Origin of the sequence: Acinetobacter sp. Z1 (assembly GCF_024296945.1) — a bacterium.
GTDB lineage: Bacteria > Pseudomonadota > Gammaproteobacteria > Pseudomonadales > Moraxellaceae > Acinetobacter > Acinetobacter beijerinckii.
The window spans coordinates 1,738,769-1,765,682 of record NZ_CP101115.1 but is presented as its reverse complement, the minus strand read 5'-3'; the positions used below and the strand labels follow the sequence as shown (position 1 = coordinate 1,765,682).

At 41.1% G+C, this 26,914-nt stretch carries 18 protein-coding genes; 3 read left to right on the top strand and 15 right to left on the bottom strand.

Annotated features, from left to right (window positions below; all coding sequences use genetic code 11):
* Positions 1-80: 80 nt before the first annotated feature.
* The 6 genes from nudC to NGC85_RS08185 all read right to left on the bottom strand — a co-directional run bounded on the left by nudC (position 81) and on the right by NGC85_RS08185 (position 10,180).
* Positions 81-851: an NAD(+) diphosphatase gene (gene nudC / locus NGC85_RS08210; protein WP_254805510.1), complete on the bottom strand. Its 771-nt coding sequence runs from the start codon at positions 849-851 to the stop codon at positions 81-83.
* Between the two features lie 62 nt (positions 852-913).
* The gene (locus NGC85_RS08205; protein ID WP_254805509.1) at positions 914-1,177 is read right to left on the bottom strand and encodes a TIGR03643 family protein; all 264 of its coding nucleotides are present in this window, start codon (positions 1,175-1,177) and stop codon (positions 914-916) included.
* 198 nt (positions 1,178-1,375) lie between these two features.
* Entirely contained in the window at positions 1,376-2,761 is a 1,386-nt protein-coding gene (locus NGC85_RS08200) for an efflux transporter outer membrane subunit (protein ID WP_254805508.1), read from the bottom strand.
* A gap of 9 nt (positions 2,762-2,770) precedes the next feature.
* Positions 2,771-5,878 (bottom strand): efflux RND transporter permease subunit, encoded by a 3,108-nt coding sequence (locus NGC85_RS08195; protein WP_254805507.1) that lies wholly within the window; start codon positions 5,876-5,878, stop codon positions 2,771-2,773.
* On the bottom strand, positions 5,875-8,964 hold the full coding sequence (locus NGC85_RS08190) for a multidrug efflux RND transporter permease subunit (protein ID WP_254805506.1): 3,090 nt from the start codon (positions 8,962-8,964) through the stop codon (positions 5,875-5,877). The genes NGC85_RS08195 and NGC85_RS08190 overlap by 4 nt, the downstream gene beginning before the upstream one ends.
* Before the next feature lie 4 nt (positions 8,965-8,968).
* Positions 8,969-10,180 carry an efflux RND transporter periplasmic adaptor subunit gene (locus tag NGC85_RS08185; protein ID WP_254805505.1) on the bottom strand — a complete coding sequence of 404 codons (1,212 nt, stop codon included), beginning with the start codon at positions 10,178-10,180 and terminating at the stop codon, positions 8,969-8,971.
* A gap of 233 nt (positions 10,181-10,413) precedes the next feature.
* Here NGC85_RS08185 and NGC85_RS08180 point away from each other — a divergent pair, with 233 nt between their 5' ends.
* From NGC85_RS08180 to NGC85_RS08170, 3 genes are all read left to right on the top strand, one after another.
* The gene (locus NGC85_RS08180) at positions 10,414-10,929 is read left to right on the top strand and encodes a sigma-70 family RNA polymerase sigma factor (protein WP_254805504.1); all 516 of its coding nucleotides are present in this window, start codon (positions 10,414-10,416) and stop codon (positions 10,927-10,929) included.
* A 22-nt stretch (positions 10,930-10,951) separates the two neighbouring features.
* Positions 10,952-11,908, top strand: a complete 957-nt coding sequence (locus NGC85_RS08175) for a FecR domain-containing protein (protein ID WP_254805503.1) — start codon at positions 10,952-10,954, stop codon at positions 11,906-11,908.
* Between the two features lie 66 nt (positions 11,909-11,974).
* Positions 11,975-14,524, top strand: coding sequence for a TonB-dependent receptor (locus tag NGC85_RS08170; protein ID WP_254805502.1), 2,550 nt, complete (start codon positions 11,975-11,977; stop codon positions 14,522-14,524).
* Between the two features lie 78 nt (positions 14,525-14,602).
* On the opposite strand, the gene NGC85_RS08165 is transcribed toward NGC85_RS08170, so the two are convergent.
* From NGC85_RS08165 to NGC85_RS08125, 9 genes are all read right to left on the bottom strand, one after another.
* Entirely contained in the window at positions 14,603-14,938 is a 336-nt protein-coding gene (locus NGC85_RS08165) for a DUF3325 domain-containing protein (protein WP_254805501.1), read from the bottom strand.
* Entirely contained in the window at positions 14,938-16,635 is a 1,698-nt protein-coding gene (locus NGC85_RS08160) for a PepSY domain-containing protein (protein WP_254805500.1), read from the bottom strand. The genes NGC85_RS08165 and NGC85_RS08160 overlap by 1 nt, the downstream gene beginning before the upstream one ends.
* A gap of 4 nt (positions 16,636-16,639) precedes the next feature.
* Positions 16,640-16,987 carry a DUF3649 domain-containing protein gene (locus NGC85_RS08155; RefSeq protein ID WP_254805499.1) on the bottom strand — a complete coding sequence of 116 codons (348 nt, stop codon included), beginning with the start codon at positions 16,985-16,987 and terminating at the stop codon, positions 16,640-16,642.
* A 60-nt stretch (positions 16,988-17,047) separates the two neighbouring features.
* The gene (locus NGC85_RS08150; RefSeq protein ID WP_254805498.1) at positions 17,048-19,882 is read right to left on the bottom strand and encodes a TonB-dependent receptor; all 2,835 of its coding nucleotides are present in this window, start codon (positions 19,880-19,882) and stop codon (positions 17,048-17,050) included.
* Positions 19,883-20,328: 446 nt separating this feature from the next.
* On the bottom strand, positions 20,329-21,123 hold the full coding sequence (locus NGC85_RS08145) for an SDR family NAD(P)-dependent oxidoreductase (protein WP_254805497.1): 795 nt from the start codon (positions 21,121-21,123) through the stop codon (positions 20,329-20,331).
* A 15-nt stretch (positions 21,124-21,138) separates the two neighbouring features.
* Positions 21,139-22,224 (bottom strand): DUF6670 family protein, encoded by a 1,086-nt coding sequence (locus NGC85_RS08140; RefSeq protein WP_254805496.1) that lies wholly within the window; start codon positions 22,222-22,224, stop codon positions 21,139-21,141.
* Positions 22,225-22,446: 222 nt separating this feature from the next.
* Complete coding sequence (locus NGC85_RS08135) at positions 22,447-24,642, bottom strand: OsmC domain/YcaO domain-containing protein (RefSeq protein WP_254805495.1); 2,196 nt, start codon at positions 24,640-24,642, stop codon at positions 22,447-22,449.
* A 271-nt stretch (positions 24,643-24,913) separates the two neighbouring features.
* Positions 24,914-25,753, bottom strand: coding sequence for an SDR family oxidoreductase (locus NGC85_RS08130; protein WP_254805494.1), 840 nt, complete (start codon positions 25,751-25,753; stop codon positions 24,914-24,916).
* Between the two features lies 1 nt (position 25,754).
* Positions 25,755-26,831: an amidohydrolase gene (locus NGC85_RS08125; RefSeq protein WP_254805493.1), complete on the bottom strand. Its 1,077-nt coding sequence runs from the start codon at positions 26,829-26,831 to the stop codon at positions 25,755-25,757.
* Positions 26,832-26,914: the final 83 nt, after the last annotated feature.

Genomic DNA, 26,914 nt, shown 5'->3' with positions numbered 1-26,914 from the left:
TATTTAATCTTTTTTAAATTTTGATAATTGGCTTACGCACAAAAAGCTAAGTAAAGTTAATTTATAAATATCTGAAAGCCCTATAACCATTCTTTTGTTTCATCTGCAACTCTATTTCCATGAAGAATATGCATAATCATCGCATAAGCAATACTTCCTTTAAATGGAAGTTCAGGTAATGCATCAAATTTAAAAAACTGTGCGTCGCTGATTTCTTTTTCTTCAAGTTTTATTTCGCCTGAATGATATTCGGCTCTGAATGCAATCATCAAATTACTTGGAAATGGCCAAGGTTGACTGGCTAAATATTGTATATTTTTAATCTCAATATTTACTTCTTCTTTGGTTTCTCTACGGACTGCTTCCTCTAAAGTTTCACCAACCTCTACAAAGCCAGCAATTAAACTATACATTGTTTTATTGCGTGTATTCTTCGCGAGCAGAATCTCATCATCACCACGCGTAATAATTGTAATTACACACGGATTCACTCTTGGATATTGACTATACCCACAACTCGGACATTTCATTGAAAACTGATCAAGAATCTGCTCTGTTTTTTCGCCACATCGCCCACAAAATTGGTGATTACGTCGCCATTCTAAAAGTTGTACAGCTCGACTTGCTTGCTCAAATTGTTGTTTATTCCAAACTTGCAATAGTTGGCGAATCGGTACTAATTGATAACCAGATGGAATGCTTTCACTCTGCTTTAAGTCCCTTGCAATGACCTCAAAATCTGAGGATAAAATAAGATCATCCTTTAATTTCTCGACTTGTGGTAACTGAAAATCATGATCTACTAAAAGTTGCTGATTTTGAAAAATATAAGCAATTGATAATTTAGACATTAAATGACCTTTAAGAAATCTATTCAGCAATAATTAAGTTAAGATCACAATAAACATGAAAATTAATGACGTTTATATTGGCGTGAACAATAAGCACGAGAGACATCAGCGGAACGCAACTTTAAATGTTTTGTTTTACGTCCAACCATACGTTTACGCCATAGTTTGAAGCTACTTGGCTGTAAGTTAGTTCGCATCAATTTGATGACTGAGGATTCATTGAGACCATACTCTCTTTCAAGCGCTTCAAACGGCGTTCTATCTTCCCAAGCCATTTCAATAATTCTTGATAGATCGCCCAAATCATAATTCTCAACACTAAGCATAAAATATGACCTTTTATAATCAAAAAAATCGCTATAAATCTTTAATATGACGATTGCTAAAATTTCTAATCAGAGCATATGAAAAGCTAGATGAATAAATTGTGATTTTTAGATGATTAATTAATCGGTTCTAAACATATGAACAAGTAAACAAAAGTTTTATCGAGTAAATTATTACTCGATAAAACTTAAACATTATTAACCACCTAATGCAGCCATCAATTGTGCTGAATTTTTCAAATACATTTGCTGCAACTCCAATAAACGTTCTTCTGCACTCAACCGTAGATTCTGTGCTGTCGCAACTTCCAGATAACTGACCAAACCAGCTTGATAACGCTGCGTAGCAACCCGTTCATTTTCAGTCGAAAGCTTAAGTAGCTGTTGTTGCGCCACGATCTGTTGTTGGAAATGATCTGCTTGCAGTAAACCATCTTCCACCTCTTTCCAGCCTGTTAAAACTGAATGCTTATAAGCAGCAAGCTTTTCATCGTAATTGGCTTGCGCTTGTTGAATATCAGCCTGTCGTTTACCCCCATCAAACAATGTACCCAAAGCTTTTGCACCAATCGACCATGCGGTATTAGGTGACTGCAATAAACTATGGAAGACCTGACTATTGGCACTACTATCCAAGCTGATGGTCAAATCAGGTAACCATGCGGTTTGTGCTAAGCCTAATTGCACATGTGTCATTGCCAATTCGCGTTCGCTACGAATCACATCGGGACGTTGTGCCAACAGCCGACTTGGAATTTGAGTCGGGATTTGAGGAGTACTAAATTGGTAGCGATTTTTATTTAAATTAAAGTCAGCCACATTGCGTCCAACTAAAACTGCCAACACATTTTCTTGCAAATCACGACTACGTTGTAGCTCTAACAATTGCAGCCCGACTTGTTTAAGTTGGGTCTCAGCCTGAATCACATCAGCCCGTGCAATCATGCCTGCTTGGTATTGCTGCTGTAAAATACGCACAGATCGTTCATCACTTTGCTGGGTCTGATTTAACACATCTAGTTTGGCGTCGAACAAACGAATACTCCAATAGGTCTCGGCTGCCAATACCTGTTGACTCAGTTGAATGGCAGCCAAATCTGCAGCAGATGCTTGTAGGTTGGCCTGTTGACCTTCCACTGCTTTTGCAACTCTCCCCCAAAGATCAGGAATCCAACTCACTGCGACATTGGCACCGAATTGCCGACTCTTGCCAGCGTTTTTGGTTTCAGTCTGATTGGCATTGCCACCCATGCTGATGCTAGGAAGCGCATTAGCACGTTGCCCATCCAACAGTGCCATAACATGGCGATACTTGGCTTGGGCCTGTTGGATGCTCAAGTTGTCCTGATCCAATTGCTGTATCAGCTTGGATAAGATCGGATCTTGATACATCTCCCACCATTGCTGTGGTGTCGCTGCTATCTTAGAAGCTTCAATCCACTGCAAATCTGCATATTTATATTGTGCAGCACTCTGAATCACGGGCTGCTGATAGGCTGCGGGCTTAAAGGTACTAGACGACTGACATGCTGTGAGCATCATCACTGTGATACTGATAGAAAGTGTAAAAACTGTTTTTTTCATAGCGACTTCCTATTTATTCCAACGCAAGATATTCAATCGCAGTTTGAAGCGATTCAGGAATTGAGCGAATTTTTCAAATATGAGATACATCACAGGAGTGGTATATAAGGTTAATAATTGCCCCAGGGCCAATCCGCCAACAATGGCAATCCCAAGTGGTTGCCGCATTTCAGAGCCTTCGCCCCAACCGAGTGCCAAAGGAATCGCACCCAATAAAGCTGCGGTATTGGTCATTAAAATCGGTCTGAAACGCAATGTTGCCGCAGCGATAATGCTGTCTAAATCGGTGTGACCTTGACGCCGTTGCTGCAAAGTAAAATCAATCAGCAAGATCGCATTTTTCACCACAATCCCAATCAGCAAAAAGATGCCTAACAAGGCTATCAGGCTAAACGGAATCTGAAACAACCATAAGCTGAGTAAAGCGCCCAGAGCTGCTGTCGGAATGGTGGATAAAATGGTAAAAGGATGCACAATACTTTCATAAGTAATCCCTAAGACAATAAAAATCAGCACGATCACAGCCGCAATCAAAGCAGGCGTACTTAAACCAGCTTGAAGGCTTTCAGTTTCGACATCGCGATCTGTCATCACAAAGATTTCTTTTGGCAGCATGATCTTTGGCAAGACCTGACGAATCGCAGCATCGGCCTGTTCATAGCTATAGCCTTTCTTCACCACATAGCCAACCCCCATAGCGGCAAATTGATTACGGCGATAAACCCGATCATTGCTAATGCCATAACTCCACGTAGCAAAATTGCTTAAGGGCACATAGATGCCTTGTTGATTTGGCACTTTGATATCCGCCAAGGCTTCAGGATGTTCGGTAAAACGTTGGTCAACTTCCATCACCACATAGAACTGATCATTACGATCATAAATTATGGAAATCTGCCGTTGTGAAAAGGAGTTATTGAGAACACTGGAAATACTTTCAATATCAATACCCAATCGTTTCGCCGCTTCACGGTCGATGTCTAACGTGACATGTTGCGCCCCTTCATCACCCTGTGTTTCCACCTCTTCAAATTCAGGCAGTTTACGCATGGCCTCGGCAACTTTGGGTGCCCATTCACGCAGTAAGCTCACATTGTCAGATTGCAATAACAATAAATATTCTTGGGCATTGCCACTGGAAAAAGGATCATCCAATTCCAAATCTTGTTCGACATCCGCAGAGAACACTGCCCCTGCTTGCCAAGGTGCATTTTTCTTTAAACGCTCGACTACTTGTTTGGAGGTTAATCCGTCGCGTTCAGCTTTTGGCTTCAGACTGACCATCAAAAATGAGTTGGTCATACCACCACCGCCACCGGAAGTACCGACTACATCTTGTACTGCAGGATCTTTGAGTAAGGCTTGGTTAAATGCAGCAATCTTTGGTTGCATGATTTGAAAAGAAAAACCATCATCGCCACGAATAAAAGCGCCGACTCGCCCCGTGTCTTGTTCAGGTAATACCCGTTTTGGTAATAAATTATAGAGATAAACTGACGCCATGATTGCGGCCAGCCACAACACCACAATCAGATAAGCATGTTTCAGCACCCAATGCAGAGAGCGAATATAAGATTGGGTCAATCCCTGAATCAAATCATGGCTATAACGATACAGTCGTGGAGGGTGATTAAGAGATAGAGGTTTTAAACAGCGTGCTGATAAGCTGGGGGTTAAAATCAAGGAAACAAAGACCGATAGCAGCACCACAAAAACCAGCGTGAGCGAAAACTCTCTGAATAAGCGTTCTATCACACCGCCCATAAACAAGACCGAGAGGAAAATCACCATCAATGCCAGATTCATGGCAATCAAGGTAAAGCCAACTTCTTGAATGCCTTTTACCGCCGCTTGTGCAGGAGAATCACCTTGCTCAATATAGCGTTCAATATTTTCGAGTACCACAATGGCATCATCCACCACCAAACCAATCGCCACGATGATCGCCATAATCGACAGATTATTCAGCGAAAAACCAGCCAAATAAATCAGACTACAAACCCCAATTAAAGTGACCAGTAATGCCATTGTGGGAATCACTGCACTCTGCAATCGCCCTAGCATCAGTACAACAACGATCACGACCAACAGCATGGATAGAAACAAAGTATCTCTTGCTTCTTCAAGACTATTACGGACGATATTTGAACCATCCATTACCACCGTTAACTGCGCATCGCGTGGCATCAATTCACGTAAAGCAGGCAATTTGGCTTTGATCAGGTCAATGGTCGCCACGGTATTGGCATTGGGCTGTCGGCTAATTTTTAATATCACCGCAGGCTGTCCATTGTGAAAACCACTGACATAGCGGTTTTCAACCGAATCACGCACTTCGGCAATATCTTTTAAGCGAATCACCCCTTGATCGGTGTGTCGGATGATCAGGTCGGCAAAATCTTGGGCGGTCTTTAATTCTGTAGAAAGCGCCACTTGCCAACGCAATTGCTGTTGCTCCACCACGCCCAATGCCTGCACCACATTACTTTTCGCGACCACCTGCCGAACTTGCTCTAGTGACATCCCCGTTGAAACCAAAGCACTTGGATTGATGGTGATACGTACAGCTGGCATAGAAGCACCATCAATCGACACTTCACCGACCCCGCTGATCTGGGCCAAATTGGGTTGTAATTGATTGGATGCAATTTCATATAGCTTGGCCGCTGAAAGCTGTTTGGAGCTCAGTGCCAAATAGAAAATCGGGCTTTGACTCGGGTTAATTTTGAAATATTCAGGCGGACTCGGCATCCCTGCGGGTAACTGCGACATCGCCGCATTGATGGCAGCCTGAACCTCACGTGCCGCTTCATTGATATCGGTATTCAAATCAAAGTGCAAAACCACCTGTGTCGAACTTTGATTACTGGATGAGTTAATCGCTTTAACCCCAGAAACCCCCATCATGGCGCGTTCTAAAGGTGTTGCCACCGTTGCAGACATACTTTCTGGACTGGCACCGGGTAGATTGGCACGCACCACAATGGTCGGAATATCCGCTTGTGGTAATGCCGCAACATGCAAACGTAAATAAGCCAATATACCGAGTAGAACAATCGCAAGCCCCAATAGCACACTGGCAACAGGTCGTTGCACAAACACCGACAGCAGCGTCATTGAGAGGCTCCTGTCTGCTCTGAAAACTGACTTGCATCAGTTCGGGTTGCTTGCAGGCGATCAAAAAACAGATACACCACGGGTGTGGTAAACAAGGTCAGCACCTGACTCACCAACAATCCACCCACCATCACCAAACCTAAAGGCTGTCGCAATTCAGCCCCTGAACCAGAGGCCAGCATCAGCGGAATTGCACCGACGACCGCGGCCAGCGTGGTCATCAGAATTGGACGGAAGCGTAATAAAGCAGCTTGATAAATGGCCTGCTCAGCCGACAAGCCCTGATGACGTTGTGCTGCAAGTGCAAAATCGACCATCATGATGCCGTTTTTCTTGACCAAACCGATCAATAAAATAATCCCGATCAGCGCAATCATGTCTAATGGCCTCCCCACCATAAACAAGGCCAATAAAGCCCCAATCGCGGCAGACGGTAAGGTTGAAAGAATAGTGACTGGATGAATAAAGCTCTCATACAGCATGCCGAGCACAATATACATGGTCACAATTGCCGCAATCACCAACCAAAAGGTATGTTGCTGTGAATTTTCAAAAGCGGCGGCTGCGCCTTGCAGTTGTACCTGTAGCTCTGCCGGTAAATCGAGGCGCTGCTTAACCTGCTCAATTGCAGCAATGGCTTCGCCTAAAGACACATCCTTGGCTAAATTAAAGGAAATCCCAACCGCAGGAAATTGCGACTGTTGCTGTAAAAGAATCGGTGCATGTTTTTCGACAATCGTGGCGACAGAGCTTAATAAAATCGGCTGTCCCTGATTATTATGAATATAGGTTTGCTTTAAAGCCTCAATGCCTTGGGTGAGTTTTGGGTCTAATTCTAAAAGAATGCGGTATTGATTGGATTGCGTGTATAAAGTTGCGATTTGGCGTTGAGCAAATAGATTTTGCAAAGCCAAACTAATGTCTTCAACACTCAAACCTAAACGTGCAGCCGCATCACGATTGACCTCGATATAGGCTTGTAAACCCCGCCCTGCATCTTCACTGGTTACTGCCGCAAATGCAGGCTGCTGACGCAATGCCTGAACCAGTTGAGGTGTCCACTGCTCTACCAATTGATTTTTCGGTGCAGTCACACTCAGTTGGTATTGAGTCCGGCTAATTTTGTCCTCAATACTTAACTCTTGTACAGGTTGCATCCAGCCTTTAATCCCATGTACCTGTGCAAAATTTTCATTTAGTCGCGCCATCACATCCGTTGCGGGTTCACGTTCAGCATGGGGTTTTAAATTGACCAGAATACGCCCATTGCTTAACTTGGGATTATTGGCATCCACACCAATAAAAGAAGATAAGCTGGCAACAGCTGGATCTTTTGCAATCACTGCTACCAAAGCTTGTTGACGTTCGCTCATGGCCTGAAATGAAATTTGGTCAGGGGCTTCAGTGACCACCTGAATGACACCATTGTCCTGTACTGGGAAAAAGCCTTTCGGAATCGACCAATACAACAGTCCCGCCAGTACCACTGTTGCCAACATCACCATCAAGGTCAGTACTTGGTGTCGAAGTACCCATTGCAACAACTTCGCATAATGCTGAATGACTCGATCCAGACTCCATCGACTCGGTTGATCTGCATGCTTCGGTGCATCTTTTAGTAGATAGGCACACATCATCGGGGTCAAGGTCAAAGACACCACCAAAGACAGTGCAATGGCTGCTGCCAATGTCACGGCAAACTCATGGAACAGCCGCCCAACGACATCGCCCATGAACAGCAAAGGAATCAAAACTGCAATCAGGGAAATCGTCAAAGAAATGAGGGTAAAGCCAATTTCTTTTGATCCTTTCAGGGCTGCTTGCAACATGCTTTCACCTGACTCACGGTGTCGTGCAATATTTTCAAGCATCACGATGGCATCATCTACGACGAAGCCTATGGCAATGGTTAATGCCATTAAAGTCAGGTTATTGACCGAGAAACCAAGGAAATACATCAGTACAAAAGTGCCGATAATCGACAGCGGTACGGCAATACTTGGAATCAGGGTCGCAGCAAAATTACGTAGAAACAGGAAGGTGACCAACACCACCAGACACACGGCGAAGACCAATTCTTTTTGAACATCTTTAATCGAGCTACGAATATTCTCCGTTCGATCAGTTAATACGCGAATGTGAACATTTTCAGGCAGGTTTTGTTGTAACTCAGGTAGGATTTTTTTGATTTGATCCGCCACCTCAATCACATTGGCATTGGGTTGTCGCTGAATATTCACCAAAATAGCAGATTGGCTATCCGCCCACGCTGCCATATAACGATCTTCACTGCCCTCAAGCACTTGTGCGACATCTTTTAGACGAATCGGTGCGCCATTGTTCCAACGTAAAATCAGGTTTTCATAATCAGAAATCGAACGCATCTGATCGTTGGCATCCAACATGGTCGATCGAAAAGGCCCATCAAAACTCCCTTTTGGTTGATTGGCATTGGCAGCAGCAATCGCCGCGCGCACATCTTCAGCACTGAGCTTAATCGCTGCCAAGGCAGCTGGGTTCATCTGCACACGGATGGCAGGACGTTGTCCGCCTGCCAGACTCACCATTCCAACACCAGAAAGCTGCGAAAGTTTTTGTGCCACACGCGTATCGACCATGTCATAGACCGTGGTCAGTGGCAAACTGTCAGAGCTAATTGCAAGGGTAATCACGGGCACATCGGCAGGATTCACTTTGCGATAGATGGGTGGCGTGGGTAAATCATTCGGCAATTTACTGCTGGCAGTACTCAAGGCCGATTGTACTTCTTGCTCCACAATGCCCAGTTCGGCAGATAACTCAAATTGCAGGGTGATCACCGAAGCACCGACCGAGCTATTTGAAGACATTTGCTTCAAGCCTGCAATCTTACCCATCTCCCGTTCCAAAGGTGAACTGATGGTTCGCTGCACCGTATCTGGATTTGCACCCGGCTGAAAGGTGTAAATCTGAATAATCGGATAATCAACCTGCGGTAATGCCGATACAGGTAATAAACGCCACACCAACAGGCCACTAAAAAATAGCGCCAACATAAACAAAGTAGTGGCGACGGGTCGTACGATAAAGAATCTAGAAATATTCATACGCTTACCCAGCTACAGTTTTTGCGGGTATTGGCTTAGAAACATCATCCTGAATGACTTGTACTTCTTGCCCTTCTGAAAGTCGATCAATCCCCTCTAAAACAACACGTTCATTGCCCTGAAGACCTTCAACAATTTCGGTCTGTCCTTGTGAAACCACACCCAGTTTTAACAGACGCACTTCGGCTTTATGTTCTTTATTGACAATATAAACATAAGTTCCTTTTGCGCCATGTTGGATGGCGTCACTCGGTAGATGCACTGCATTTTGCAAGGTCTTGGCATTTACACGAACATTGACAAATTGATTCGGAAATAAAGCATCATCCAGATTGGTAAAAACAGCTTTAACTTTAAGTGTGCCTGTATTCAGATCAATCTGGTTATCCAGTGCTTGAACTGAGCCTGTTGCCAATTGTTTTTGTTCTGCACGATCCCATGCACTGACTTGAATACTTTGTTTATTTTTAGTGGCTTGACGTACGATGTCTAAATAGTTTTCCGCAACGGCAAACTGGATATACACTGGATGGATTTGAGTAATACTCAATAGGCCCGTTGCTTCATTGGCCTGAATTAAATTGCCTGCATCTTTGAGGCGAAAACCAACACGGCCATCAATCGGTGCATATATTTTGGTATAAGACAGTTGTAACTTTGCCGCATCAACCTGTGCTTGATTGGCTTGCATCTGTCCTTTGAGTTGATTGACTAAGGCTTGCTGTTGATCGACCTGTTGCTTGGCAATCGAGTCTTGCTTATACAGCAACTGATAACGATTCAATTCCGTTTGTGCATTTTGCAACTGCGCTAAATTTTGTTGCTGTGTCCCTTGTGCCTGTGCCAATGCGACTTGAAATGGTGTCGGGTCAATTTGTGCTAACAATTGCCCTTTCTTGATGTATTGCCCTTCTTGGAAATACAGCTTTTGCAGCACACCAGATACCTGACTTTGAACATTCACAGTATTGGCAGGTACGACCGTACCAATCGCCTTAATTTGTAATTGCAAATCGCCACGTTGTACCCCGACCACGCGAACAGGCACAGGTTTACTCCATTGGCTAAATGACTCTTGTTGATCGGCTTGGGATTTTTTCCAATAATTCCAACCCCATACCATAAGCAATAAAAGCACCGTCAAGGCAATCAACCATTTGATTTTATTTGATCGAGAATGCTGTTGTGGTTTTAAATCAATTTGTTGTTCACTCATGACATACTCTACTTATTCAAATAAAATTCATTAAAAATATGGGAGACGAAGAAAACAAAAATGTTCCCTTGCATTGGTTTAGTCGAATGAAATTCAAAATCAGCTCAATTTTTTCTGTAAAAGTATGTATACAATTTTATTGATATTAATAACAATTATCATTACTATTTGAAAATATTTTTTCCCCTCGACTTTAACTGTGCATCTCCCTGCTCATTTGTGGACTCTTTGCTATGAACCTGAACGTAGAAAAACAGTTATGGTTTAGCCACGTTTATAAATCACAACAAAGCTCGTTGTTGTCATGGTTTAAGCACAAGCTACAGCACCACCATCAATCTGAAGATTTGAGTCAGGAAGTGTTCTACCGTGCTTTGAAAAGTGACTATTGCTTTGAAAATATTAAAGAACCTCAGGCATGGTTGATGGGCATCGCCAAGCATGTGATTATTGATTATTGGCGACATCAGCATGTTGAACACTTATATTTAGATGCACTTGCACAGCTACCAGAAGAATACTATCCCTCTGCTGAATACGAAGTCTGTATTCGTGAAACGCTTTATCAAGTGCATTTGATGCTGGAAAAGCTACCTCAACGCACCGCACAGGTGTTTTTATTATCGCAATTGGATGGACTGACCTATCGTGCGATTAGTGAAAAACTGGATATTTCAGAAGCAACGGTCAAAAGAGATATGAAACAGGCTTTCTTGGCCTGCATAAGTCTTTATAATCAGACTGATTAATTGCTAAATTTGCTTTGCTGCTATGTCTCAAGCCCCTAAAATCCCTGATCATGTATTGGACCAAGCCGCAGATTGGCTGGTGCTATTACATTCAGGTGAAATGACCGAGCTGCAACAGCAGCAATTTGAACGTTGGCAGGCAGAAAAAAAAGAACATGTCTTAGCTATTCAACACATCAATAGATTTACACACGGCTTAACAGGATTATCCAACCACTTTCCCTCAGACTCTTTAGTCCAGTCCAATCAAAAATTTAAACTGACCGCGAAACGAAATATGCTGTTTAGCCTTTCAGGATTGTTAGTTATCGGCTGCGGAATGTATTTGTTGCCTTGGGCAAAATTGCAATCTGATAATCATACTGAGGTCGGTGAAATTAAAACTATTGCACTGCAAGATGGTTCAACTTTGATCTTGGCCAGTGATAGTTATATCAACGTGAATTTCTCCGAACAGACTCGACAAATTCAACTGATCGAAGGTGAAATTTATATCCAGACCGCCAAAGATCCGCAACACCGTCCATTTATGGTGAAGACCAAAGATGGTGCAATTGAGGCCTTAGGTACTCAGTTTACGGTACGACAAGAACATCATGATCAGACTCGGGTTAAAGTCTATCAACATGCAGTCGCGCTACAGCCTCAGGATTCTGGTCAGCGTCAGATTTTAAAACAAGGCCAACGTGCATATTTCGATACTCAACAGATCTCTAAACCACTCCCACTTAATAATGATCGCCCCTATTGGACACAACAATTGCTGGTGGTAGAACAATGGCCTTTAGAGAAAGTACTAGATGAATTGTATCGTTATAAAAAAGGGACCTATCATATCGATACTGAACTGAAAAACATCCCGATTTCTGGGGTATTGTCATTACAAAATCCTCAACAGAGTCTCGATACACTGGCATATACCCATCAACTTGAGCTCAGCTATTACAGTCCGTACTTATTAAAAATAAAAAAAAGATAAAAATTTGATCCTTTTTTTGATCTGATCCGACTTATAGAGAAATACACTCCCACTCGAGAAGACCACATGAAGGATTATCAGGCGAAAAGTACCTTGGCGTTGGCTGTACGCGCAATCTTATGGGGCATGCCACTCAGCGTTGTCAGCATCGCAACAACGTCTGTCTATGCTGCAAATGTTTATCAGATTTCGATTAGCTCAACCACACTCGATCAAGCACTTAAACAGCTAGCGATTCAAACAGGCACCACCATCAGCTATGATTCGAGCACACTCTCTAAAATAAAAAGCGCTTCACTCAAAGGAAATTATTCAGTAGAAACTGCTTTAGACGTTTTGCTCAAACCACATGCATTTGAAGCAGTTAAAGTTGCCAATGCGGGATATAGCATTCAAGCCAAAGCAACTGTAGCAGCGATTGAACCTAAAGTCGTTAAGTTAGAAGCGATTCATACCAAAGCAAATGCAACGGCTGGAGCAAATCAAAGTAGCGAAACTGGCGTAGCACAATTAGCGACGATTCATCTGAGTGCAGATAAAGGCAAAAACCTCACTACAGAAGGTTCTGGGTCATATACTGCCAAGGCAACAACAGCATCGACAGGGCTGGCTCTTTCACTCAAAGAAACACCACAATTGGTTAGCGTGATTACCAATCAGCAAATGAAAGACCAAAACCTAACGCAACTGACTGATGTCATTTCACAAGCCGCAGGTTTAACCATTAACCAAACGGGCAACATCGGCAGTGATAACTCCCCTGTTTATGCCCGCGGCCAAACAGTTGATAACTATTTGCTCGATGGCGTAAAGCTGATGAGTTCATATACTGCTATTTTTCAAAGTCAGGATACTGCTTTATTTGACCGAGTTGAAGTTGTACGCGGTGCCAATGGCTTAATGACAGGTGCCGGTTCTGCCAGTGCCAGTATCAATATGGTCCGTAAGAAACCGTTGCAGGATTTTAAAGCCTCTGTGAGCGCAAGTGCAGGTTCATGGGATACTTATCGTACTGATATTGATGTTTCCAGCCCATTAAATGCCTCAGGTAGTGTTCGTGGTCGTACCGTTTTAGCCTATCAAACAGGCGACTCCTATATCGATCGTTATAGTGAAGAGCGGAAAATTGCCTATGGTGTTGTTGAGGCAGACCTCACAGAAAAAACCAAAGCGAGTTTGGGCCTTAGCTATCAAAAAATGGATATTTCAGGTATTGCCCGTGGTGGTTTACCTTCATTTTACACAGATGGCAGTCTAATCAATTGGTCGCGTTCTGACTCAAATGCTGCTGACTGGACCTATTCAGATCGTACCACGACCGCATATTTTGCAGATGTAGAGCACCAATTTAACGACCGCTGGAAACTCAAAGGTACTGCCTCAAGAACAATTACAGCATCGGACGAAGTCGTCGGTTATATCTACTCGAATGGGATTGATAAACAAACTGGGGCAGGCGCTATGATCTATGCCACCCGCTGGGATTACAAACCAACCCAAGATCTATTTAACTTAACCTTGAATGGTTCTTTTGACCTATTAAGCCAAACACATGAAGTCGTTTTAGGTACAACCTACGCTAAAAGTAAAAATAAACGTCCAACCTATTCAAGTTGGAATAATAACTATACTTGGGATGGGGAGCTAGATAACATCTTTGCATGGGATGGGCATAATCCGACTCGTCCACCAACCATGATTGATGGCACTTATAGTGGTGATGATCAGAGCCAATCTGTATTTGGTGCAGTACGTCTAAAACTTACTGATCCACTGGCTGTGATTTTGGGTACTCGCGTCGAGAACTGGGAACGCGTTACGCGCAACTTTAATACCTCAGATGAAGTCACATCATATAAAAAACAACAAGAAAATGGCGAAGTTATTCCATACTTCGGTATTACTTACGACATAACAGATCAATGGACAGGCTATGCTAGCTATACCACCATTTTCTCTCCACAAGATAAACTAGATATTCATGCAAATTATTTAGAGCCTTTAATCGGGAATAGTACAGAACTTGGAATTAAAGGCGCTTTCTTTGACAATCAGTTAAATATTGGTGCTGCGATTTATCAAACCCAAGAAGACAATAAAGCAGTAGAAGTCATTGATGCAAACAGTAATAAAGTAAAAATTATTGGTCCAAGTGGCAGTGAAGTTCAAGCTTACCGTACCGAATCTGGAACAAAAAGTCGTGGTTTTGAAATCGAAAGTACAGGAAAACTGACAGATCTATGGCAAGTTTCTGCAAGCTTTTCACGTAATCTCTCTCAAGACAACAAGGGCAAAAGCTTAAATACCAGCATCCCGAATAATACAGCCAAACTATTTACCACTTATACCCTACCATATCTCGATGAAGCACTAACAATTGGCGGTGGCCTTCGTTGGCAAAGTGAAATTTATCAAGATGGTGGACCAAATGGCGCTCGCTTCACACAAGACAGCTATGCTTTAGTCGACTTAATGGCACGTTATAAAATCAATGAAAACCTGTTAGTGAATTTCAATTTAAATAATCTATTTAATGAAAAATACCACTTGGCGACCACCAATAGCTATTATGGTGCGCCAACCAATTTCCGCGTGGGTTTGAAATATGACTGGTAAAACCAACTAGTCTTATCTTCCATTAAAAAGAGGAAACTTTGGTTTCCTCTTTTTATTTAACCATGATGCGGCCAAGTCTTAAATCAAACTCACGATCAACAACAGTCCGAATAAAACAGTCACAATCACATTGGCCTGTAATAGTTTTTTTGGCTGATAAGTTAATAATAACCCGACTGCCAAAGCGGCAAAGGTGATACAACCCAACCACTCAGATAAACCGACCGAAGCCCCTTTAATATAAATCATGACCAGCGCAGAGAGAAGTAACATTGCCCAACCTGCAATTTCAAACCATCGACTATTTTGCGCTGAAATCTGAGCACTAAAAATATCGCGCTGATGCTTACTCATCCCACAGGCAAGTGCTGATAACGCCACCACAGCAACACACCACAACATCAATGCTGCCATTATGCTTGCTCCTGTCCAGCTTGAACTTTAGGCTGTTTTTTCTGCTTCATCGCTAAGCCTTGGTAACGCTTTAACTTGTAATAAGAATAGATAAAAATCAGACCCAAAATAATGCACACCAGATCAAAACTGGCGATCATCCATTGTCCATGATAGATACTCATCCACAACGCCTGCCCACCTGTTAAGAAGTTTAGAATTGGCATAAACAGAAACAGTACAGCGGCTAAAGCCAGTTGCTCCAACCATGCGGGACGATGCGCCCGAATAGCCGCATGAATTAAACACACAAGCCATGCGATAAAGAACACATTAATCTCTAACGGAGAACGCTCGGCCAATTGAGCGGGGATAAAACGATTGGCAATAAAATAAGCTGCGCAGGCAATCGGTAGACCTGTGATTGCGGTAATATTCAGAACTTCAACCAGACGATGACCAAAAGGCTTATAACCCAATTTCTGTACATCTGGAATCCGTTTGACCACCCACAAGATCAGACCAGAAGCCACCATCATGGTGCCTAATATGCCCGATAAAAATAGCAACCAACGTAGGACTGAATCTACACCATGTGCCATATGTAACCATGTCACTAGGGTATAAATGGCTTTTGATGCCGAGTTAACAGGTTTGGCTTCATCGATCAGTTGTCCTGTCACCGCATTAAACTTCATTGAAGGAATGCTCTCACGATCAAGTAATGTCGTCGTGCGTGTTGCATTGAATTGAACATCAGCTTCAACGGTATTCGGTTTATTCACTCGAATAGAGGAAATTGGATTATCGCCCCAGCCTTGTTGAACGTAATGACTCAATGCGACTAAATTCACCATCGGTGCTGCTGCAAGTACAGGTGCTGCTTGTTCGGTCTCACCACGACGGCCGCCCCCTCGATTGCCACGCCCTTCCTCTGCTGCTTGTTTTTGTTTTTGCTCTGCCAATAACCGTGCTTGCTCAGGTGTTTTAGCAACAGGTTCATTCAGCATTTGGTAGAAATTCTGACCGTTTCCATAATGGCTGTTCATCGCCCAAGGCATAAACATAAACATTAACAAAAGCAAACCACTAAAGGTGATCATGATATGAAAAGGTAAGGCAAACACGGCTGTTGCATTATGAGCATCGAGCCAAGAACGCTGACCTTTGGCTGGACGGAAGGTAAAGAAATCCTTGAAAATCTTTTTATGGGTGATAATACCGCTGATAATCGCGACAAACATGAATAAGGTTGCGATACCAACAATCCAACGCCCCCAAATACGTGGCATACCATAGAGTTCAAAATGAAAGCGATATAAGAAACCGCCACCCCGAGTTTCTCGCGCTTTAATCTCTTGTCCCGTTTGTGCATCTAAATAGATTTCACCACCCCGACGGCGGCCTTCACCCGGCTTACGGATATTCAGCATAATGGCAGGTTGGCGTTCATTGGCAAAACGGATATTCCAACTTTCGGCAGGCTGCCCGTTTTGCTGCAAATACTGTAGTGCATAACCCAATTGTTGCTGCTGTGAAGTATTATTCACAGACTGATGCAATTCAGGTTTCATCCACACCGTAATTTCATTTTGGAAAAAACTGAGCGTGCCCGTCAGAAAAACGGCGTATAGCAGCCATCCCAAGAGCAGGCTTGTCCATGTATGTAACCATGACATGGATTGGCGAGGGCCTTCATTTTTACCATCAACACGCATGACTTTACCCTTTTAAAAACCAATAGATCAACGTCATCAAAGCACTGGGAACAATAACGCCTAACCAGACTTTCAAGGTCGAGTTGACCAAAAACACCCAAATGAACACGGCACAATGGATCACAAAAGCCAACATGGTTGCTCCAAATACGGCATTGGCTTTGGAAGGTTCAGCTGAAAACAGGAAACCCATCAACATTGCAGCAATCGCAGCAAAGTAATAACCACCAAAAATGGCCAAAACAAAACGTGAAAAAATCATCAATCGATATTGAATCAATGATGATTGTTCCACCTTCTTTTTTGTGATCCTCTTGGCGGAGGCCAAGGGCACAGGCGCTTCAATATTCATAAAAGATACCTAGTCTGGTGACGATGATGCAAAATAATCGCCACCAGCATTTCAGGAAGATTAGAAAGAAAACTTAAGGTTTAGATAATATTGGCGACCACGGACATCACTGTATTTACTGAGGTAAGACTGCGTTCCAGACATGTCGACCGTGTAATCGTTAAATAGATTTTGAACCCCGAAACTCAATTCGCTAGCGCTGTGCTTTAGCAACTTACTGCTCGGCAATTTCACTTTGGCAAAAATGTCATGGTAGATTTGATCTTCGATTTTCAATTTTTGATCGGCACGACCCGTTTGATTCAAAATCGCAGTCGCATTAACCATGTCATAAGAACCATAATATTGGCTTGCCCAACCAAAGCCCCAATTGTCATTGGCTTGTAGATAAATAGAGGCATTGGCGCGATGTTTTAGCGGTGCATCGGATACCGCACCACCCACCACACTGACAAAATTTTTCTCTGGGTCAATCAAATTATGTTGTTGGCGATATTCATTAACATGGGTATAGCCCAAATTAAAGGTGGTTTCTCCAATCACACTATCAAAACGATAATTTAAATTGGTATCGATCCCACTGGTTTTAAGGTTTAAAGCGTTGAATGGCGTGATATCAATTGAAACCACATCGCCAGCTTGATTACGTTGAATGCGGCTACCATATTTACTTTGATTGTCTAAAATATATTGCGCACTGATCGAACTGATATTATTGGTTTTTTTGATGTTGTAATAATCAATCGATAAGCGTAAATCTGGAATCGCCTCTGGGGTTAACACAATCCCAGCATTAATACTTTTTGAGCTTTCTGGGGTTAAATCAGGATTACCACCAGAAATGCTTTCATACGTACTAATGATTTTTCCTGTTGTAGGATCGGTTAATGTCGCGCCCGTCACTTGAGTCGAAGTCGCTTGAGAAATCTGAGAGACTGATGGTGTAACAAAGCCTTCACTATAGGACGCGCGGAACATCAATTGGTCATTCGGTGCGAAGCGGAAACCTACTGTTGGCGTGATCGCATCAAATTTTGATTTACCAGAGTCACTATAATTTAAGAACTTGGAACGATAGCCCGTAGCAGGATCAATTTTACTGTCATATTGCGGTATCTTGGCTTGCACATTGAAATCCTCATAACGTGCAGCCAGTTGCACATCCAGTAATTTAGCGAAAGGCAAATTCAGCTCAGGGGAAATCAGGGGAATATTAAATTCCGTGTAAACACTAGATGCATTGCTCTTACGTTCGGCAGGTTTTACCCAAGGATTGTCAACATGTTGATGATCCGCAAAGCCTTCACTTTCATAACGGCGATGCTCAATCCCCGTTGCCAATCGAATATCACCTGCATACCATTTTGCAATCGGACCTGTGGCACGAATCGAGAAATCATTTAAAGTCTGCTGTGTATTATTTTTTGGATAGTTCCAGTATTTTGAAATTAGATCCGTTGGTGTAGTGGTGAAATCTTGCAGAAAATCAATTGCATTATTGGCGGTATCTTTGTTCCATGCACTAGCTTTTGGATTATTGCTGCCTTTACGCGTATAACGTTGACGAATATCTGATTTACTCCACGCATAATCTGCTGAGAGTATCCATTCTGGTGTAAGGTCAAAGGTAAAGCCTGTTGCTACTTTCTTTTGTGTGGTTTCAAATGTGTCTTTGGCATAGGCTCCTAGGCTATTCAAGCTCAAAGGATAGTTGACTAAAATATCCTTGCCAAATGGATTATACGGACTATCTTTGCTAACCGTCACCACCCCATAGCCATGTGGAGAAGTATTGAATGACCAACCCTCTTCTTTTTCATAACCTGCCTCAAGAAAAACATTCAGACGATCACTGAAATCACGATTTAAAGACAGACCAAGTGCTTCCGTCTTGGTATCGTAAAGCAAACCCTCTTTACCAGACCAACCACTAACCCCATCCGACAAACCTAAAGCATAGCCTTGACCTAGTTTGCTCAGATCACCATTCCAACCTTTTGGAAGATGCGCCATAGATGATCCCCATCCAGGTAATAATTCAGAACCATCTTTACTGCGAATATTCGTTAAATTACCAGCGGGTGGATTGACCTTGTCTCCAATAAGACTATTCGGATTATTTTTTAAAATATTTTGGCGAGATTTATTTTTCCAGTCACGCTCACTGGCCAACAAGCTATCTTGATCTTTTTTGGAAGCCGTCAGCATCACATGGGTACGGTCCTCTTCCAAAGAAAACCCTGAAACTAAATTAAAAGATTTGGCGGGTTGTTGATTATCCACAGTATCGCTATGGCGCAGATTCACTTCGGTGCCAACATAGTCTTTACGCAAAATCACATTGATCACACCACCAATCGCCCCACTGCCATAAATCGCAGCGGCGGATGTCGGTAATACTTCAATGCGTTCAATTGCAGCCAATGGAATATTATTTAAATTGGGCTGATCAGTAGATTCAGAAGTACCACGACTGCCTGTTCCCGCACTACGGCGGCCATTAATCAATACCAAAGTTTGACTGGCACCAAGTCCACGTAAATTAATTTGACTCGACGTCCCAGAGAAATAGCTGGAATTATTGGTTGAGGTCGCCATTGGCAATACTTTAGACAATAATTCGGTGACTGTGGTGGTGCCTGAACGTTCAATCTCTTCCCGCTCGATCATGGTATAGGCTTGGACATCGTCTTCGCTACGAGGGATATCCATATTGCCCGATTTATAGGCAACATCTACCTTGCTTGCTGTAACTGCAATGGTCGGCAGTGTCGAAACTTTATCTGTACTGTCCTGCGCAAATACATGTGGAGATGACAACACCAATAAAACAGAAGTGCAGAGTGTTGTTCTAATAAATTGAGATGATTTGAGAGAGATATTTTGTTCTAACACGTAAGAACCTTAATTCATTATTAAAAATTTCGTGAATAATACACAAAAACAATACAAATGACAATAATAATGATAACTATTATCATTTATTAACTCTATCTAAGCTATTGTTTCTTCAAAGTTCGCCGCTTTTTAAATTAAATATCTTATATGGCTACTCTTGCCTAACAGCATAATCATTCTTATTTTTCGCATGATTAAGTAGGGAAATGAGAAAAATCCCACCTATAGATAATTATTAATTAATCTACTTAACTAAGCTTAGATGTCCAGATGACTTGAAACTGTGCTTAAAAATATACTTATTTTTATAAAGTAATAATTTTAATAGTTTTTACATGTACTTAACATTTCAAATATTTAATTAAGCAAAATATATCATTCAAACTTAAATCTATTCTTTTCAGATTAAAATTCTAGACAAGGAACGAAGAACGTTCCTTATTTTATAATTTCTTTTCGAGTTGACGATCCATCAGACGAAACAATGGTCGTGTCAGATTCATGAATGCGCTCGGTGCTGTATTTAATAAAGCATTTGCAATCGCACCACTTGAACTTGTAACGCGATAAGGTTTTTTCTGAACAGCTTTCACCAACCAACCCGCTGCTTTCTCAGTATTCAACATTCGCATGTGTTTATAGATTGCAGTTTTTGATGACATCGGTGTTCTAACCATCGGGAAATAAACCACAGTCACATCTATACCTTGATCTCCCAATTCCATTTTTAATGAGCGAGAAAAGGATTCAAGTGCAGATTTACTGGCTAAGTAGGCTGAAAATAGTGGAATTGGAACTTGAGTTGACATGGTTGAGACATTAACGATATGCCCTGCTTGATTGGCAAGAAAGTGTGGCATCAATGCCAACGTCAAACGAACAGCAGCAAAATAATTAATTTGCATCGTGCGTTCATAATCATGCAAGCGATCAAGTGACTGAGTGATTGGGCGACGAATCGAGCGTGCCCCATTGTTAATCAAAACATCAATTTTTTGATGTTCGGTTAAGATCGTTTCAATACAACCCCTTGCATCTTCATCAACTGTGATGTCGACTGGATAAATCCAAGCCTGACTGCCACTCTGTTCAATTGTGTTTTTGACCCGTTCCAATTCTTCTTTGCGTCGTGCAATTAAACAGACTTTAGCACCTAGATCTGCAAGCTGAATCGCAGCTTGTTCGCCTATGCCACTAGAAGCACCTGTGATGATGATCGTTTTGTTATTCACATTCATGTCATTATCCTAAAGTTATTTTCGACGATCTATGTACTCAATATAACCACGACCTTCAATCAAAGTATTTTGATATTCACCTTTATATTGATAAGCACCGACATAACCACTACCCAGACCATAAATCATAGGGGTATCTACCTGACCATTGATAATCGCTAGGATTTTGTTTTGATCTTTAATGACCCATCTAAAGGTTGCAGGTAGATTCATCTCTACGCCATCAGGAGAAATTGCAGATTTGTTCTGGTAACTTAATACTTCAAATTCTGCTTCAAAACTTTGGTTATATTGATCTAAACCACGTATAAATGCTTTGCTGACAATTTTCACATCTTTTAGACGAGTGTCATTCAGTAAAAGCTGAGTGTTATCATCTAAGTTGATAATTTGATAAGTAAAAAAATCTAATGGAATTTTAAAAGCAGAAGGAATGGCTTTATCTCTAATCATATAAGGGCTGATACAGGCCGCATACTCAAAAGTGCAAAGCCCATTGATTTTTTGGGTATCTCCGCGATAGCTCACGACACCTTCATACTGTGAAAGCAAACTGAAATGATCGTAAATTGGACTTTTAATAAACCATGTCACTTTATCTGTATTGGTAATTTTAATATTGAGTTCGAAATCAATTGTACGTGCAATCACATGGTAGTGCGGATAGTATCCTTTAATGGTAATGTTTTGACCAAATTGGATATGCGATCCATCTTCATATAGCTGACATTCTTTAGGAATTGAATAGCCGTTGAATTGATCTGGATAAGTAGCGGCTGTAGCCATAACCGCAGTTGCATTATTTCGAGGCGAATCTTTGAATACATGATCGGTATCAAATGCCAATGCACCTGGTGTGCCGATAACAGACATAATTGAAAAGAATTGATGAGGTGCTGGTAGTTCAGGAATCATCACTCCATAATGAGTCCAACCGATATGCTTAGCCTGATGATAAGGTTTTAATGCATAGCCTTTAGGAAATGCTTTGCCATCTTGCGTTGCAGAACTGTCAATTAGTGGAAATATTGAATGAATCAACGATTTGATTGCAGGTTTTGTTACTAATGTTTCAGTATTTTTAATCAAAGATAAGTTCAAAGTAAGACCCACTTTTATATTTAGCGTTACTATGAATATAATGCAGAATACCTTGTTAAATTTGACTCTAAATTACCAAAAAATATGTCAATTCGATCAAATTGATTTTTTAAAAACGAATCTATTTTTGATTATAAAACTGCAATTCAAAGTTTTGGATTCAAGCACGAAAAAAGGTGCATGATAGACATACACCTTTCTTAGATCAAAAAGTTTATAGAATTAACTTACAGCTTTAGCGCGAGCTTTGTGCAATTTTTTATAACTATCGATCAGACGTAAATGACGATCAAGCCCTTCTAGTTTCATACTCGTTGGTGTTAAACCGTAAAAACGAACAGTTCCTTCAACAGACCCGATGACAGCATCCATACGCTCATCACCAAACATGCGACGGAAGTTCTTTTCGTAATCTTCCAACTCCATCTCGTCATCAAGAATAACTTCTAGCACGACATTCATGCACTGATAGAACAGACCACGTTCAACGGTATTGGTGTTGTATTGTAAGAACGTTTCAACTAATTCTTTCGATTCTTCAAACTGTTCTAACGCAATATAGATCAACAGCTTAAGCTCCAGAATGGTCAACTGTCCCCACACAGTATTGTCATCAAACTCAATACCAATCAAGGTTGCGATTTCAGTGTAGTCATCTAGCTCACACTCTTCTAAACGCTCGGCTAAAGCTTCAAGTTGAGTTTGATCTAAGCGATGCAGATTTAAAATATCTTCACGGAATGCCAATGCTTTATTGGTATTATCCCAAATTAAATCCTCGACCAGATAAATTTCTGAATAATCAGGAACTAAGATACGGCATGCAGTTGCACCTAAATGCTCATAAACAGCCATATATACTTCTTTGCCCATTTCTTGCAAAATGTCAAACAACTCAGCAGCTTCTTCCTCATTTGAATTTTCACCATTGTTGGTGAAATCCCACTCGACAAAGTCATAGTCTGATTTAGCGCTAAAGAAACGCCATGAAACTAAGCCGCTCGAGTCAATAAAGTGTTCAACAAAATTGTTTGGTTCAGTCACCGCTTCACTTTGGAAGGTTGGTTGTGGTAAGTCATTGAGACCTTCAAAACTACGACCTTGTAACAGTTCAGTCAGACTACGTTCTAAAGCAACTTCAAAACTTGGATGCGCACCGAATGAGGCAAATACACCGCCTGTACGTGGGTTCATCAGTGTCACGCACATGACAGGAAAGTCCCCACCCAAAGAAGCATCTTTCACTAAAACAGGGAAACCTTGTTCTTCTAAGCCTTGGATACCTGCCACAATACTTGGGTATTTTGCTAATACTTCTTGTGGTACATCTGGTAAAGCGATTTCCCCTTCTAAAATTTCACGTTTTACAGCACGCTCAAAAATCTCAGATAAACATTGAACTTGGGCTTCAGCCAAAGTATTACCTGCACTCATTCCATTACTGAGGTATAAGTTCTCAATCAAATTCGATGGGAAATATACAATTTCATCGTCAGATTGGCGTACAAATGGCAATGAACAAATACCGCGTTCAGTATTACCTGAATTGGTATCATACAAATGCGTACCCAATAATTCATCATCTGGGTTATAAATTTCGAGGCAGTAATCATCCAAAATTTCTTTTGGCAATTCACCATTATGACCCGGTTTGAACCACTTTTCATCTGGGTAATGTACAAACTCTGCATTGGCAATTTCTTCACCCCAGAACTGGTCATTATAGAAAAAGTTACAGTTTAATCGTTCAATGAACTCACCTAGAGCTGATGCCAAAGCACTTTCTTTGGTTGAACCTTTACCATTGGTGAAGCACATTGGTGACTGTGCATCACGAATATGTAAAGACCAAACATTCGGCACAATATTGCGCCATGAGGCAATTTCAATCTTCATACCTAGATTTGCCAAAATACCAGACATATTGGCAATGGTTTCTTCTAACGGTAGATCTTTACCTGCAATGTAAGTACTGCTCTCTGAAGCCAAACTTGGCATCAACAGTGCTTGAGCATCTGCATCAATACTTTCGACTTCTTCAATGATAAATTCAGGACCCGTTTGAATCACTTTCTTCACGGTACAACGATCGATTGAACGTAAAATGCCTTGACGATCTTTTTCAGAAATATCTGCTGGTAACTCAACCTGAATTTTAAAAATCTGTTTATAGCGGTTTTCAGGGTCAACGATATTATTTTGTGATAAACGAATATTATCTGTAGGTATATCTCGAGCCGCACAATACACTTTGACAAAATAAGCCGCACAAAGTGCTGATGAAGCAAGAAAGTAATCAAAAGGGCCTGGCGCAGAACCGTCGCCTTTATATCGAATTGGCTGATCAGCGATTACTGTAAAGTCATCAAATTTGGCTTCTTGTCGAAGGTTGTCGAGATAATTAACCTTGATTTCCATGCTGGTACCTAATTTTCTTACATGTCAGGATAAACATATAAAATTCAAAATATTGATATATAAGCCGAATCACGGATAAGAAATTGACTTAAAAAAGTAGCTAGAGTTAATTCGTCAAAATAACTTGAACCAACTCTAGTAATGATGGGCGCTATTATAGAAGTATTTTATGCAATTGATAACTTTTGTGTGTTTTTCTAGCCTTTTAATAAGCAATTGAAAGCTTAAAAGTGCTTAGCAATAAAAATAAACATATTTAAATTGCATCAAATTAACGCTTTTTTGAACTTTTCTTAGTTAAAAACTGAAGTGCATTAGAATAATGTGTCGGCGTAATTCTTTGTATCATATCTAAAATTTTTGCATCGTTACCGATTAGAATACGCGCTTTATTTTTCCTCACTGCATCAAGAATAATCTTTGCAGCCACTTCTGGTGGGGTTTTTAACACCTTATTAAAAGCTCGGCTGGCTTTGGCTGGATTCATACCCAAAGAACGGATGCTATCATTCATACGTGCACTATTCGCAATATTGGTACGAATTCCCCCTGGATGAACACAGGTCACACTAACACCATTATTTTGAATATTTAACTCTTGTCGCAGTGATTCTGTAAAACCTCGAACTGCAAATTTTGTTGCATTATAAGCACTTTGGCTTGGCTGAGCCGTTAAACCAAAAAGACTTGAAATATTAATAATATGCCCTTCACCACTTTGCTTTAAATAAGGTAAGAACTCCTTGGTTCCATACACCACACCCCAAAAGTTAATATCAAAAATCCATTCCATTTCGTCATAACTCATACCTTCAACAGTACTCGCTAATGCCACACCTGCGTTATTAAAAATTAAATTGATTTTGCCATGTGCTTCAAAACTATTTGCAGCCCATTCTTTTATCGCTTTTTGATCTGATACATCTAATTGAGTGGTTGTAACATTCACGGGGTATTGTTTTATTAAAGATACTGTTTCAGCTAAGCCTTGCTCATTGACATCACTTAAAGCCAAATGAGCACCTTGCTGTGCCAATAAGATCGCAAGTTGTTGACCGATTCCTGAACCTGCACCAGTGATTGCGGCGACTTTATGACTAAAATTTTTCATTTCATGACTCTATATTTAATTTATAAAAATTCGCTGCATTTTGTCTAAATATTGAATACAGCGCGTGATCACCGTAAGGATTAATTATTTTAATATATGCACTAATTAAATCCGATAAAGACACATTGGGTTTATCCATTGGAAAGTTAGAGGCGTAAATAATTCGGTCAGTACCAAATACATTTATCGCATGTTGAATCATCGGTGTTAATAAATGGATTATTTCTGCAATGCTTGCCGTGCGCTGCTGCTGATAAAAAGTATGTCCGAGCACAGGCATCATCAAGCCAGAAATCTTTACATGAACATTTTTTAGTTGAGCTAAGACCTCTAAATCATTTTTCCATTTTTCAAAAATATCAGCTCGCTGTGTAGACGTTCGTCCCGTTCTCTTACCCACAGGACCAAACAAACCTACTGGCGTCGCTAAATGATCAACGATAATCGGTGTTTGTGGGAAGTTTTTTGCTAAAACATTGATTTCATTTAACTGGGTTGAATACGCCCAAGCATCAAATGAAAGTTCCATTTTTGCCAAGTGCTCAAAACCATTTAAAAACTTCTTTGATTGATATAAATGTGGTTTATCACACCAGCGATAAACACCTTGATCGTCATGCCAAGCTGCCATTTTTCGAATCCCCCGAAATAACGGACTCGCATCTTGATGAGCTGTTAATATATCTTTAAATTTTTTTTCTCTAGGATCGGCAGTTGCCACAATTGCGCCAAGATTTAAATTATGCGCCTTAAAATTAAGTTGATTAAGCCAATGGGTTTCTTCAACCACACCAAAACTTTTTTGATGATGCCAATTAGCTTCAACATGCACCACACAATCAACATCAAATGGCAAGATGTCAGCTTTATAGTGTTCTGGTAAATATGGATTAAGTGCATATTGAGTCACACCTAAACTATCAAGCAATGGTTTAGGTTTAACAAAACGTACGATTTTATCCATTAAAATAGGATATTTACCCAATGTTTTAACCAATAAAGCTGCTGAATGCGGTGTATGGTAAGGATCCCATTGGTGTATATGTGGGTCAATTATTGGAAAATCTAATCCTTTCATTCCACTCCCCATCCCTGATTTAATTTTTTAAAATGCTTTGAATATGTTTAGCCTACAGAACAATCTACTATGAATGAAATGAT

Excerpts from the sequence above, each read along its gene's own strand:
- NGC85_RS08195 (WP_254805507.1), bottom strand. The coding sequence starts at position 5,878 with ATGACGCTGCTGTCGGTGTTTGTGCAACGACCTGTTGCCAGTGTGCTA.
- NGC85_RS08200 (WP_254805508.1), bottom strand. The coding sequence starts at position 2,761 with ATGAAAAAAACAGTTTTTACACTTTCTATCAGTATCACAGTGATGATG.
- NGC85_RS08185 (WP_254805505.1), bottom strand. The coding sequence starts at position 10,180 with ATGAGTGAACAACAAATTGATTTAAAACCACAACAGCATTCTCGATCA.
- NGC85_RS08135 (WP_254805495.1), bottom strand. The coding sequence starts at position 24,642 with ATGGAAATCAAGGTTAATTATCTCGACAACCTTCGACAAGAAGCCAAA.
- nudC (WP_254805510.1), bottom strand. The coding sequence starts at position 851 with ATGTCTAAATTATCAATTGCTTATATTTTTCAAAATCAGCAACTTTTA.
- NGC85_RS08190 (WP_254805506.1), bottom strand. The coding sequence starts at position 8,964 with ATGAATATTTCTAGATTCTTTATCGTACGACCCGTCGCCACTACTTTG.
- NGC85_RS08205 (WP_254805509.1), bottom strand. The coding sequence starts at position 1,177 with ATGCTTAGTGTTGAGAATTATGATTTGGGCGATCTATCAAGAATTATT.
- NGC85_RS08130 (WP_254805494.1), bottom strand. The coding sequence starts at position 25,753 with ATGAAAAATTTTAGTCATAAAGTCGCCGCAATCACTGGTGCAGGTTCA.
- NGC85_RS08175 (WP_254805503.1), top strand. The coding sequence starts at position 10,952 with ATGTCTCAAGCCCCTAAAATCCCTGATCATGTATTGGACCAAGCCGCA.
- NGC85_RS08145 (WP_254805497.1), bottom strand. The coding sequence starts at position 21,123 with ATGAATGTGAATAACAAAACGATCATCATCACAGGTGCTTCTAGTGGC.
- NGC85_RS08180 (WP_254805504.1), top strand. The coding sequence starts at position 10,414 with ATGAACCTGAACGTAGAAAAACAGTTATGGTTTAGCCACGTTTATAAA.
- NGC85_RS08160 (WP_254805500.1), bottom strand. The coding sequence starts at position 16,635 with ATGCGTGTTGATGGTAAAAATGAAGGCCCTCGCCAATCCATGTCATGG.
- NGC85_RS08155 (WP_254805499.1), bottom strand. The coding sequence starts at position 16,987 with ATGAATATTGAAGCGCCTGTGCCCTTGGCCTCCGCCAAGAGGATCACA.
- NGC85_RS08125 (WP_254805493.1), bottom strand. The coding sequence starts at position 26,831 with ATGAAAGGATTAGATTTTCCAATAATTGACCCACATATACACCAATGG.
- NGC85_RS08170 (WP_254805502.1), top strand. The coding sequence starts at position 11,975 with ATGAAGGATTATCAGGCGAAAAGTACCTTGGCGTTGGCTGTACGCGCA.
- NGC85_RS08165 (WP_254805501.1), bottom strand. The coding sequence starts at position 14,938 with ATGGCAGCATTGATGTTGTGGTGTGTTGCTGTGGTGGCGTTATCAGCA.